Source organism: Vibrio paracholerae (genome assembly GCF_037672085.1).
GTDB lineage: Bacteria > Pseudomonadota > Gammaproteobacteria > Enterobacterales > Vibrionaceae > Vibrio > Vibrio cholerae.
On sequence record NZ_JBBHLM010000002.1, the window covers coordinates 2,438,965 to 2,451,218 of the forward strand.

General features: G+C 48.9%; 12 protein-coding genes. 8 read left to right on the forward strand and 4 right to left on the reverse strand.

Going from position 1 to position 12,254, the window contains the following annotated elements; translation table 11 throughout:
- Positions 1 to 52: 52 nt before the first annotated feature.
- On the reverse strand, positions 53 to 1,375 hold the full coding sequence (locus tag R4537_RS16110) for an alpha/beta hydrolase (protein WP_071179748.1): 1,323 nt from the start codon (positions 1,373 to 1,375) through the stop codon (positions 53 to 55).
- Between the two features lie 272 nt (positions 1,376 to 1,647).
- Between R4537_RS16110 and sfsA the strand changes: the two genes are divergently transcribed.
- The 7 genes from sfsA (at position 1,648) to panC (ending at position 7,589) form a co-directional block, all read left to right on the forward strand.
- Positions 1,648 to 2,382, forward strand: a complete 735-nt coding sequence (gene sfsA, locus R4537_RS16115) for a DNA/RNA nuclease SfsA (RefSeq protein WP_071179684.1) — start codon at positions 1,648 to 1,650, stop codon at positions 2,380 to 2,382.
- Between the two features lie 124 nt (positions 2,383 to 2,506).
- Complete coding sequence (gene dksA, locus R4537_RS16120) at positions 2,507 to 2,953, forward strand: RNA polymerase-binding protein DksA (protein WP_071179683.1); 447 nt, start codon at positions 2,507 to 2,509, stop codon at positions 2,951 to 2,953.
- Between the two features lie 92 nt (positions 2,954 to 3,045).
- Positions 3,046 to 3,936 (forward strand): tRNA glutamyl-Q(34) synthetase GluQRS, encoded by an 891-nt coding sequence (gluQRS, locus tag R4537_RS16125; protein ID WP_071179682.1) that lies wholly within the window; start codon positions 3,046 to 3,048, stop codon positions 3,934 to 3,936.
- Positions 3,937 to 4,026: 90 nt separating this feature from the next.
- On the forward strand, positions 4,027 to 5,400 hold the full coding sequence (gene pcnB / locus R4537_RS16130) for a polynucleotide adenylyltransferase PcnB (RefSeq protein WP_001062040.1): 1,374 nt from the start codon (positions 4,027 to 4,029) through the stop codon (positions 5,398 to 5,400).
- Positions 5,397 to 5,900 carry a 2-amino-4-hydroxy-6-hydroxymethyldihydropteridine diphosphokinase gene (gene folK / locus R4537_RS16135; RefSeq protein ID WP_000978983.1) on the forward strand — a complete coding sequence of 168 codons (504 nt, stop codon included), beginning with the start codon at positions 5,397 to 5,399 and terminating at the stop codon, positions 5,898 to 5,900. The genes pcnB and folK overlap by 4 nt, the downstream gene beginning before the upstream one ends.
- Before the next feature lie 2 nt (positions 5,901 to 5,902).
- Positions 5,903 to 6,697, forward strand: coding sequence for a 3-methyl-2-oxobutanoate hydroxymethyltransferase (gene panB / locus R4537_RS16140; protein WP_000724409.1), 795 nt, complete (start codon positions 5,903 to 5,905; stop codon positions 6,695 to 6,697).
- Between the two features lie 10 nt (positions 6,698 to 6,707).
- Complete coding sequence (panC, locus tag R4537_RS16145) at positions 6,708 to 7,589, forward strand: pantoate--beta-alanine ligase (protein WP_001195747.1); 882 nt, start codon at positions 6,708 to 6,710, stop codon at positions 7,587 to 7,589.
- 64 nt (positions 7,590 to 7,653) lie between these two features.
- Here the strand turns inward: panC and R4537_RS16150 are convergent, their stop codons facing one another.
- The 3 genes from R4537_RS16150 to R4537_RS16160 form a co-directional block, all read right to left on the reverse strand.
- Positions 7,654 to 8,424, reverse strand: coding sequence for an ABC transporter permease (locus tag R4537_RS16150; RefSeq protein WP_000284380.1), 771 nt, complete (start codon positions 8,422 to 8,424; stop codon positions 7,654 to 7,656).
- A 5-nt stretch (positions 8,425 to 8,429) separates the two neighbouring features.
- Positions 8,430 to 9,347: an ABC transporter ATP-binding protein gene (locus R4537_RS16155; protein ID WP_000271070.1), complete on the reverse strand. Its 918-nt coding sequence runs from the start codon at positions 9,345 to 9,347 to the stop codon at positions 8,430 to 8,432.
- A 374-nt stretch (positions 9,348 to 9,721) separates the two neighbouring features.
- The gene (locus tag R4537_RS16160) at positions 9,722 to 11,368 is read right to left on the reverse strand and encodes a SulP family inorganic anion transporter (protein ID WP_029627919.1); all 1,647 of its coding nucleotides are present in this window, start codon (positions 11,366 to 11,368) and stop codon (positions 9,722 to 9,724) included.
- Positions 11,369 to 11,515: 147 nt separating this feature from the next.
- On the opposite strand from R4537_RS16160, the gene can reads away from it, so the two are divergent.
- Positions 11,516 to 12,184: a carbonate dehydratase gene (gene can / locus R4537_RS16165; RefSeq protein ID WP_001114111.1), complete on the forward strand. Its 669-nt coding sequence runs from the start codon at positions 11,516 to 11,518 to the stop codon at positions 12,182 to 12,184.
- The last annotated feature ends 70 nt before the right edge of the window (positions 12,185 to 12,254 follow it).

Sequence of the window (12,254 nt, forward strand, 5' to 3'; positions counted from 1 at the left end):
GGAGTCAGTGCCCAAAGTGCATTCCTAGCAAGAAGCAAGGCATACAACCGACTTACTGTGGTGCTGAGTCTTCTGGTTGGGCACCTAAAGGTGCCTCCAGAGTGGGTTCAGATATCGCAGACTCACTCTCTTGGAGTTCAAGTTCTGCCTCTGTCGCACTGGAAAGCGATTCAGCTACAACCTCTGAGGGCATGTTTTCCACACTCGGCAGCACAGGCTCATCGCTAAGATGGGGAGAGATAACACTGGGCTCCGCCACGGCTTCAGTAGGAACGAGTTCGATTGCTGCCGCGATCTTAGACTTCATCCAAGCATTCAAAGCTAATGCCTGATCATCCGTTAAAATGCCGTTATGGCCAGCAATGACACCATCGGCCACAGCAAGTACCCACACCGCCTGACGGTTAGCATCTTCACAACTTTGTACGGTTTTGCGGGCGTGCAATCTGGCGCGAATTTTCCAGCCCGCCCCTTCCAATACCTGCATGCAACCGGGTTTCGCATCGTGATCAAGCAGCCACTGAGGGATTTTGACTACTTTATTGCAGTCGCGTCCAGAGCACGGATCCACATCATGAGTGATTGCCCACGAGTTACCGACGGCACGCTCGCCATCTTTGATCCAGTTAAAAGCCTCACGCACCGCAAAATCAGTTTTAGACTGCAACACCAGCATGGATGGCCCAAAACCGGCAGGGCTCATCCACTTATCCAGCGGCTGATACTCTTGGGCGGAAGCGGCGGGGTTTAAAAGCACAGTAAGATGAGTTTCACCGCGCCCTGCCGCCAGATTATCTAAAATCGCCTGTTTGCGAGCGTGCAGCGCAACCACGCCACCAAGGCTGTGACCCACGAGAATATAGCGCCCCAGCGTACCTTGACGGTGCAGCTTATCCAGAGAACTCAGCAGCTTTCTCACCCCATTCTCGCCCACTCTTCGCGCCACCTGTTTAGTGCTTAAAATGGTCGGAAAATCCAACGCTTCTACCCGACTTTCCGGATCATCCGAACCATCTAACCACAAGGGGTCATATTGATCACCACGCCAACCAATATACAACCCGATGAGACCGGGATTGGTCTTCGCCATCTGGCGATGAAAACGTTGAAAAGCGACAAAATTATCATCAGTGGGAGCCGCATTGTGGTGCCAACCGTGAATAAAAATCAGCAGTTCTGAACCTGGGTTTTTGGCTAACCTCGCCTTCAACATCTCGTATTGCCCAGGCAGGTGCATTTCACCCTCATCATTAAATTCAATCACATGGAAATCAGACCGGCTTAATTCGGGCGTGACTTGATGATAAGGCATATCGGGAATACGAGTAGACCAAATGGACAACGCGAGAACAGCCAACAATACAACCTTAAATATGGCTATATTTTTCAAAAACTTATGCAAGAAATCTTACTCAAAAACAGATACCCAGACTCGGGCGGGTCGCCATTATATGTTCAACTTCAACGCTTCACCAGAGGCCAATGATGTACTTTCTCACCTGCCGCTAACCTCTCGATGGCATCGGCCTTTAACAGCTTGAAACACCGTGGCTACCACTTGCAATAGGAAGGAGATTGCGATTGTGACAAAAGCCACTAGGGTATGTTTAAATGTCCTCGAAATTGGCTATGAACAAGAAGAAAAAAATGCATTTTTCCCCACCTCTGCAAAAAGGAACTTTACTCAAACGTTACCAACGCTTTTTGGCCGATGTCGCGCTGGAAGATGGTTCGGTGATCACCATGCACTGCGCGAACACGGGAGCCATGACTGGCTGCGCCGAGCCAGGCAGTACGGTTTGGTTTTCTACATCGGATAATCCGAAACGTAAATACGCCCACAGTTGGGAGTTGACGCAGACCCAAGCAGGTCACTGGATTTGCGTGAATACCGCGCGAGCCAACGCATTGGTAGTCGAAGCGATTTTGGCAGGAGAGATCCCACAACTACGGGGTTATGACACCCTCAGTACTGAAGTGAAGTATGGTAATGAAAATAGCCGTATTGATATCTTGCTAAAGTCAGATTCTCAACCACACTGCTTTATAGAAGTAAAAAGCGTCACTCTTTTGGATGAGATTCAAGGCGATAAAGGGCAGGGCTACTTCCCTGATACGGTGACAATCCGTGGGCAGAAGCATTTACGTGAACTGGCTGAAGTTGCCAAAGATGGAAGCAGGTCGATACTTTTATTTGCTGTTTTGCATTCAGGGATTGAAAAAGTCGCTCCTGCTCTCCATATAGACGCGAACTATTCACAGTTACTAAAAGCGGCACAAGAAGCCGGAGTGGAAGTGTTGTGCTACAAAGCGTCACTTTCAAAACACGAGATCAAAATGGTATCTGAGGTCAAATTTGCCCATCAAGTGACAAAAAATTGATGGTGTCTTCACATTGACGATAACTTTACCTTCGATTGTTTGCCTCCCCCACTTCTTTTTGCTATAGATACCCGCCTTAAATTTAACTGCTCTCGCAGTTGACTAGGGTTAGTAGGAGATCTGTATGACAGAGTCTAAAAAGAAAACGCTAGGCATCCTAGCCATTGCTGGCGTTGAGCCATATCAGGAGAAGCCGGGTGAAGAGTATATGTCACCTGCGCAAATCACACATTTTACTAAGATTTTGGAAGCGTGGCGCAACCAACTAAGAGAAGAAGTGGACCGTACCGTTCACCACATGCAGGATGAAGCTGCCAACTTCCCAGACCCTGTTGACCGAGCTTCTCAAGAAGAAGAGTTCAGCTTAGAACTGCGTAATCGTGACCGTGAGCGTCGCTTGATTAAGAAAATCGAAAAAACCCTCGACAAAATCAAAGAAGAGGATTTCGGTTACTGTGAATCATGCGGTGTTGAAATTGGTGTTCGCCGTTTAGAAGCACGCCCAACAGCCGATCTCTGTATCGATTGCAAAACACTGGCAGAAATCAAAGAAAAGCAAATGCTTGGCTAAGATGAAACCGTAAAGAAAAGGGAGCACAAGCTCCCTTTTCTTGTTTATTTGCATTATCCCCACACTACTTGGAGTTACAGGTCAATCGCCCTATGAACTATATTGGTCGCTTCGCCCCCTCTCCTTCTGGTCCATTACATTTTGGTTCTTTGATTGCGGCGTTGGGAAGCTATTTCCAAGCCAAAGCACAACAAGGAACTTGGCTGGTCCGTATTGAAGATCTCGATCCGCCCCGGGAAATGCCGGGAGCAGCCGCGCACATTTTGCGTACATTAGAAGCCTACCACCTGCACTGGGATAGCACTGTGGTTTACCAAAGCCAACGTCACGCCTTATACCAAGATCAAATCGATGCTTGGCTCAGAACAGGCCAAGCCTACTACTGCCAATGTACCCGTAAAGAGATCAAAGGGATGGGCGGCTTTTATAATGGCCATTGCAAAAACCATCCGCCCGCACAGCAACAAGATTGCTCGATTCGGCTGCGAATGGATAATCCAGTGCAACAATTCATTGATTTGAAACACGGCACCATCACCATACCCAAGGCATTAGCAGAAGAAGATTTTATTATTAAGCGTCGCGATGGCTTGTTTGCTTACAATCTTGCTGTGGTGCTGGATGATATTGATCAAGGCGTGACTCAGGTGGTACGCGGCGCCGATTTGATAGAACCGACAGGGCGGCAAATCAGCTTGTATCACACTTTAAAACAAAAGCCGGTCAGCTACTTACATTTGCCTTTGGCGATGGATGGGAACGGGAATAAACTCTCGAAACAGAATCACGCTCCGGCCATTGACTCAACCGCGCCTCGGCAGACCATTTCCCATGCGATGCTGTTTTTAGGCTTTACGCTGCCCGCGGATTTTTCCGATGCCAGTGCAGAGCAAATGCTGGCTTGGGGCTGCCAACATTGGCAGGTGAGCCAGCTACCGGAAGCGATCGAGATCACACCAAGATTCTCAAATGGTCCTGCTTAAGCTATTATTAGCGCCAAATTCCGTCCGTTTGAGCGTCAAATTAAGCAGCGTAGCGCTTACAGCGGCAACAGCAATCATTGTCAGAAGCACATGAATAATAACGATTTTGAACCGAGCAACACTCGCACATATCCAGACTTAGCTTTGACCATCATTCCGCGTCAGGAACACCCTATCTCGCGTCAGCAGATCAGCGAAAATGCGCTGAAAGTGCTCTATCGTCTGCATGGTGCGGGGTTTGAGGCCTTTCTGGTCGGCGGCGGTGTGCGTGACTTACTTCTGGGTGGCAAGCCGAAAGACTTTGATGTGGCCACCAACGCAACCCCAGAGCAGCTGCGCCAACTGTTTCGCAACTGCCGTCTGATTGGTCGCCGTTTCCGTCTCGCGCACATTATGTTTGGACGCGACATCGTCGAAGTCGCCACTTTCCGTGGCCACCATCAAGAGACGAGTCAAAGCCAAAATATTGCGGCGCAATCCGAAGCAGGCATGCTGCTGCGTGATAACGTGTACGGCACGATTGATGAAGATGCCGAGCGCCGCGATTTCACCATCAATGCCATGTATTACAACATTGCCGACTACAGCATCCACGACTATGCCGGCGGCATGGAAGATCTGGAAGATCGTTTGGTGCGCCTGATTGGCGATCCTGAAACGCGTTATCGTGAAGATCCGGTACGCATGCTGCGCGCGGTACGTTTTGCGGTCAAACTCGATTTTGATATTGAAGAAGATACGGCAGCGCCGATTGAGCAACTTGCGCCGTTGCTGCGTGATATTCCCGCGGCTCGTCTCTACGAAGAATCGCTCAAAATGCTGCAAGCGGGTCATGGTTTAGAAACCTACCACTTAATGCGTCAATACAATCTGTTCCAGCAACTTTTCCCAACTATAGCCGAGCATTTCACTGCCGATTACAGCTCAAAAACTGAGCAGATGTTGGATTTGGTGCTGGATGCGACCGACATTCGGGTTGAAGAAGATCTGCGCATCAATCCGGCCTTTATGTTTGCCGCCATGCTGTGGTATCCGATGATTGATCTCGCGGATCGCTTAATGGAATCGCTCGATCTCAATGAGTTTGATGCCATTACCGAAGCCAGCAACCGCATCTTAGATGAAGTGGTCAAGCGTATCGCTATTCCGCGCCGCCACACCACTACAGTTCGTGATATTTGGCAGTTGCAACAGCGCTTACCCCGTCGCAGTGGTAAAAGGGCCTTCCGTCTACTTGAACTGAACAAGTTCCGTGCAGGCTTTGATTTCCTCGAAATGCGTGGCGAAATTGAAGGCGGTGAAACCAAACAATTAGCGGAATGGTGGGCCACCTTCCAAAGCGCGGGACGCAATATGCGCCAAGCCATGGTGGGTGATATCGGTAATGCAACGGGCAGCAGCAAATCTGGCGCTCGCCGCCGTAAACCATCACGCAACAAATCCAAGAGTAAATCCAGCGAATGATGCTTGCCTACATTGCGATTGGCAGTAATTTGGGCGACCCTGTCGCCCAAGCACAACTGGCCATACAACAGCTTACTCTCTTACCGAAGTCGCGCCTTATCGCGGCTTCATCGCTCTATAGCAGCACTCCGATGGGGCCGCAAAATCAGCCTGATTACATCAACGCTGTCGCCGCCATCGAAACCGAATTAACGCCACTGGAATTGCTCGATTGCACACAACGCATTGAGCTAGAACAAGGGCGTGTCCGTAAAAGCGAACGATGGGGACCGAGAACCCTCGATCTCGATATTGTGCTTTACGGCAATGAGGTGATAGAGACCGAGCGCCTCACCATTCCTCACTATGGAATGAAAGTACGTGAATTCGTGCTTTACCCGCTCGCGGAAATCGCACCAAATTTAACCCTCCCAGACGGGACTGAAATCCAAGCGTTATTGCAACAAGTACCGCTCAATGGGCTCAGCATTTGGCACTCGCCAACGTCGAGTAAGGACTAAACATGAAAAAAATTACCATAAACGACCTGATGAAATGGAAGCAGGAAGGTCGCAAATTTGCTACATCAACCGCTTATGATGCGAGTTTTGCTCAGTTATTTGAGAGCCAAGAAATGCCCGTCTTATTGGTCGGTGATTCACTTGGCATGGTGTTACAGGGAGAAGCCGACACCTTACCCGTAACGGTGGATGACATTGCGTATCACACCCGCTGTGTACGTAAAGGCAGCCCTAATTGTCTGCTGATGGCAGATATGCCTTTTATGAGCTACGCCACACCAGAACAAGCGTGTGAAAACGCGGCCAAACTGGTTCGCGCCGGTGCAAACATGGTGAAAATTGAAGGTGGCGATTGGTTAGTCGACACCGTAAAAATGTTGACTGAACGTGCAGTGCCTGTGTGTGCTCACTTGGGCTTAACGCCTCAGTCGGTCAACATCTTCGGCGGCTACAAAGTTCAAGGCCGTGAACAAGATAAAGCGGACCGCATGGTACGTGATGCACTGGCGCTGCAAGAAGCAGGGGCACAAATTGTGCTGCTAGAGTGCGTTCCTGCCGAACTCGCCAACCGAATTACTCAAATTTTGGATGTTCCTGTGATCGGTATTGGCGCGGGTAATGGTACTGACGGCCAAATTTTGGTGATGCACGATATGTTTGGAATTTCGGCGAACTACATGCCAAAATTCTCGAAAAATTTCTTGGCTGAGACTGGCGATATTCGCCAAGCCGTTGCCAAATATATCGAAGATGTTACCAGTGGTGCGTTTCCCGATCTCGCCCACACCATTGCCTAAGGAGTCATACATGCAAGTTTTTGCTGACATCGCCGTTCTTCGCGAGCAGATCAAACAGATCAAGCGCGAAGGTCGCCGCGTCGCTTTTGTACCGACCATGGGTAATTTACATGAAGGCCATTTAACCCTGGTTCGTAAAGCTCGTGAGCTCGCTGACGTCGTCGTCGTGAGTATTTTCGTCAATCCAATGCAGTTTGATCGCGCAGAAGATTTGAAAAACTACCCACGTACGCTTGAAGAAGACCTGAGCAAACTCAACGGCGAAGGGGTTGATCTGGTTTTAACGCCGACACCAGAAACCATGTATCCACAAGGGTTGGATAAGCAGACCTTTGTTGAAGTGCCGGGGCTCTCTTACATGCTCGAAGGCGCTTCTCGCCCAGGTCATTTCCGTGGTGTAGCAACGATCGTCACTAAACTGTTTAATATTGTGCAGCCTGATGTGGCCTGCTTTGGCGAAAAAGATTTCCAACAATTGGCGGTGATCCGTCAAATGGTGGAAGACTTGTGCATGGATATCGAGATTGTTGGCGTAGCGACCGTACGTGAGTTAGATGGTCTTGCCATGAGTTCACGTAATAATTTGCTAACGCTGGATGAGCGCCAACGTGCGCCCGTTTTGGCGCGCACTATGCGCTGGATCAGTAGCGCCATTCGTGGTGGTCGTGATGATTATCCATCAATCATTGAAGATGCGGTGGATCAGTTGCGCGCGGCGGATTTAGAGCCAGATGAAATCTTCATTCGTGATGCACGCACTCTGCTACCCATCTGCAGTGACAGTAAGCAAGCCGTGATCCTGATGTCCGCTTTCCTCGGTAAAGTACGTTTGATTGATAACCAAGTTCTCGATCTGCAAACCGACACCAAAGCCAGCAGCGAAGAAGAATAATCCTCTTTGTCTCTGGATCAAAGAAGGTCAACCTCGGTTGACCTTCTTTATATCGATTACCTGATTAGCTGCGTAGCCCTTTTCCTTTAGTCACTAAATAGTGTGCCACCGCATACAGCGCGGCAACAAAGACTAACAGCACCGCAAACGAGGTGGTGATATCCACATCCGATACGCCAAGGAAACCGTAGCGGAACGCATTGACCATGTAGACAATCGGATTGATCTTCGAGACACCTTGCCAAAACTCCGGCAGCAAGCTAATCGAATAAAATACCCCACCAAGGTAAGTCAGCGGCGTCAGCACGAAGGTCGGGACAATTGAGATATCATCAAACGTTTTGGCAAACACCGCGTTAATCAATCCTCCAAGTGAAAACACCACCGAGGTTAAAAATACCGTGGCAATAATGATGCCCCAATGATCGACCTGCAAATCGACAAACAATAATGAAACCGCCGTCACCATAGCGCCTACCAACAATCCACGCGCGACGCCGCCCATCACGTAACCTGCGATAATCACATAGTTTGGCACTGGAGCGACTAACAGCTCTTCAATGTTCTTTTGAAACTTAGAGCTAAAGAAAGAGGACGCCACATTGGAATAAGAGTTGGTGATCACCGACATCATAATGAGGCCGGGTACGATGTACTCCATGTAGCTGAAACCGTTCATCTGGCCGATTCGAGAACCAATCAAATTACCGAAGATGATGAAGTACAGCGTCATAGTGATGGCGGGTGGCACCAAAGTTTGTACCCAAATACGGGTAAAACGGTTAATTTCTTTGCCGAGCAGACTACAAAATGCCGTCCAATAAATTTGATACATGTTGATTAACCTCGCTTACCGCTGTTGACTATGCTGACAAACAGCTCTTCCAAACGGTTCACTTTGTTGCGCATCGACAACACTTTCACCCCTTGCTCGGTGAGTTGGGTAAACACATGGTTGATCCCTTGGCTTTTTTCTAATTCGATCTCCAGCGAGCCTTCCACCATCTGCTGTTTAACCACACCTTGCAGTGGTGCAATGGGTGCGTTGCCATCCACATCGAGAACAAACGTCTCAACGTGCAACTTACCAAGCAGAGATTTCATGGTGGTGTTTTCAATCAATTCCCCGCGTTGAATGATGCCAATGTGGCGACAGAGCATTTCCGCTTCTTCGAGGTAGTGAGTGGTGAGAATGATCGTCACCCCTTGCGCGTTGATTTGCTTGAGAAACTCCCACATGGAGCGGCGCAGTTCGATATCAACGCCAGCGGTTGGCTCATCTAGGATCAGCAGTTGCGGCTCATGCATTAACGCGCGCGCAATCATCAAACGGCGCTTCATGCCGCCAGAGAGGTTTCTTGCTCGTTCGCTGCGTTTTTCCCACAAATCAAGTTGCGTGAGGTACTTTTGCGCACGCTCCTTGGCTAACGCTTTCGGCACACCATAGTAACCGGCTTGCTGCAAAACTATCTGCTCAACCGTTTCAAAGGGGTTGAAGTTAAACTCTTGCGGTACTAAACCAAGCTGCTGTTTCGCAAGCTCAAGCTGTGAATCGAGATCGTAACCAAATACTGTAACTTTGCCGGAGGTTTTATTGACCAGCGATGAGATGATGCCAATGGTGGTCGACTTCCCCGCACCATTAGGTCCCAGCAGAGCGTAAAAATCGCCTTTTTTGACTTGTAGACTAATGCCTTTGAGGGCTTCAAAGCCACCAGCATACGTTTTTCTAAGTTGTTCTATTTCCAGTGCGTACATGGTAGGAACCTTGTTATCAATAACAACAAGGATGTTGCGCTTGTATGGCGTTTTTTCAACCCTTTATACCAAAACTACTTGGAATTGCAGCTAGACGGCAAGAGAGTGACAAATTTGTCTGGAACAAATTTGCACAGCCATCGGCTGGCCTTTGGTGAGAGCCAAGGATGGATCTCATAATCCCCATGAGCATAGATAAACTATGTGACTGGGGTGAGCGAACGTAGCCAACATCGCTGCAACTTCAAGTAGGAAGGGGATATTGGACAATGATCAATACAGAAATAGCTAATATAGGCTTGCCCTTGATTCAAAGGTCAGAGACAAAAATGCCGCATGACTGCGGCATTTTGGCTATCGCCATCAACGAAAGGTTAGGTATTCACCTGTTTGACTGCCGCATTAAGCGCTTCATAACGGAAGGTAAACATATTCTGATCCGGCACCAAGTCGATGACATGAAATTTCTCGAGTTCAGAACGAGTTTTCTCGTTAGGACAGAGAAGATAAACTTCACAGTTCACTTCTAAGGCATTGCGAATCGCATTTTCTAACGCTAAACCAACAGTGACATCAATCATCGGCACATCGGTCAGATCGAGAATCATCGCTTGGTATTGATCAACACTGCTGTGCTGGCGCGTAATGGCTTTCGATACACTGAAAATCATCGGCCCTGATAGGTAGAAAAACAGTACCTTACCATTGGCTTTATCCAGCAGCTTACGCTCACTCTCCGTCAGCGGCACATCATCGTCATCCGCATCACTGATCGCCTTCACTTGGCGAGCCTGCTCACGGCTTAAACGTTCAATGACCAGAATGTTGGAGATAAATACGCCAAGGCCAACCGCCACAATCAGATCGACAAAAACGGTCAGCAACATAACGCCATACATGATGGCCATACCTTGCAGACTGATTTTGTGCGCACGTTGAATGAATGCCCAGTCGAGGATATTCACCCCAACATACACCGCGATACCGGCCAATACCGCCATGGGGATTGGCTCAGTCAATCCACCAGCGACTAACACCACCAGCGCCAACATTAAAGCGCGAGTCACTCCAGACAATGGCGAGCGCGCCCCTACTTGAATGTTGGTCACTGTGCCCATGGTGGCACCCGCACCGGGCAAAGCACCAAATAATCCCGCGACCATATTGGCAATCCCCTGCCCTTGCAGCTCGCGATCCGAATCATGCTCTTTACGCGTGAGAGAATCTCCAATGACTGCCGTTAGCAGCGTATCGATACAGCCCAGAGTACCGAGTACAAGGGCATCAATCACCATTGTCACGACAATATCGCTAGTGAAAGTAGGCACGACGATACTCGGTAATCCCGCTGGGATTTCACCAATCCGACGAATGTCATCAGTAGCAAAGAAAATCACCGAAAACAGGGTCACGACGACCAAGGCGACTAACTGCGCAGGAACTTGCTTGCGGTATTTTTGTGGTAAAAAAAACAAAATCCCGAGGGTGAGCAAGCCCAAAAACAGCTCACTGAATTTTAAATTGGCGAGCAAATCGGGCAGCGCCGATAAGGTACCGAGCACACCGCCACCAGGAGAAGGGTGCCCGAGCAGTGGTGAGAGTTGCAGGATAATCAGGATCACCCCGATACCCGACATAAAGCCCGAAACCACGCTGTATGGCATCAACGTAATGTATTTACCGAGCTTGAGGGTACCGAGCAAAATCTGAAATGCTCCGGCCATCATGACCACGGTAAAAGCAATCGCTGCGCCCGATTCAGGATAGCGTGCCACCATGGCGGTTAAAATCGCCGTCATGATCACCGTCATCGGCCCGGTTGGCTCAGAAATCAGCGTGGAGGAGCCTCCAAATAAGGCGGCAAAAAGGCCAACTAAAATCGCTCCCCACAAACCCGCCTCCGCTCCTGCCCCAGAAGCCACCCCAAACGCTAACGCTAATGGCAGTGAAATGATGGCGGTGGTTACCCCACCAAACAGGTCACCACGTAAATTAAGATCCGCAAATCTCGCCTGAAACACGCACTATTCCTTAAGGTGTCATCGAATGCCCCTAGTTTAAGACCAATGTTGTAAAAACACGTCAGATGAGTTAAGCAGAAAGTAAATTAGATGAGCTTGAATTTGTAACATTGTGTATATTGTTGGCAATTATTTAAGGGAAGTAAGATGCCAGAAATTAAACAACTTTTTGAGAACAACGCAAAATGGTCCGAATCGATCAAAGCAGAAACTCCGGAATATTTTGCCAAACTCGCTAAAGGGCAAAACCCAGATTTTTTGTGGATAGGATGTGCCGACAGCCGAGTGCCAGCCGAACGGCTCACCGGCCTTTACTCGGGTGAATTATTTGTCCACCGTAACGTCGCCAATCAAGTTATCCATACCGATCTCAACTGTCTTTCTGTCGTTCAATACGCGGTCGATGTGCTGCAAGTCAAACACATTATTGTTTGTGGCCACTATGGGTGTGGTGGGGTTACTGCAGCGATCGATAATCCACAACTTGGCTTAATCAATAACTGGTTACTGCATATTCGCGATTACTACCTTAAACATCGTGAATATCTCGATCAGATGCCAGCCGAAGATCGCTCCGATAAACTGGCGGAAATCAATGTCGCCGAGCAAGTCTACAACTTGGCTAACTCAACCGTGTTACAGAATGCTTGGGAGCGTGGACAAGCGGTAGAAGTACACGGTTTTGTCTACGGTATCGAAGATGGTCGACTGGAATATCTCGGTGTACGCTGCGCGTCACGCAGTGCGGTGGAAGATAATTACCACAAAGCGTTAGAGAAGATACTCAATCCTAATCATCGCCTACTGTGTCGTTAATTCTCTCCCAAAGAGCAACGCCCACGAGTTCGTGGGCGTTGTCGGCAATCTTTTATTGTCAATCGTGAGC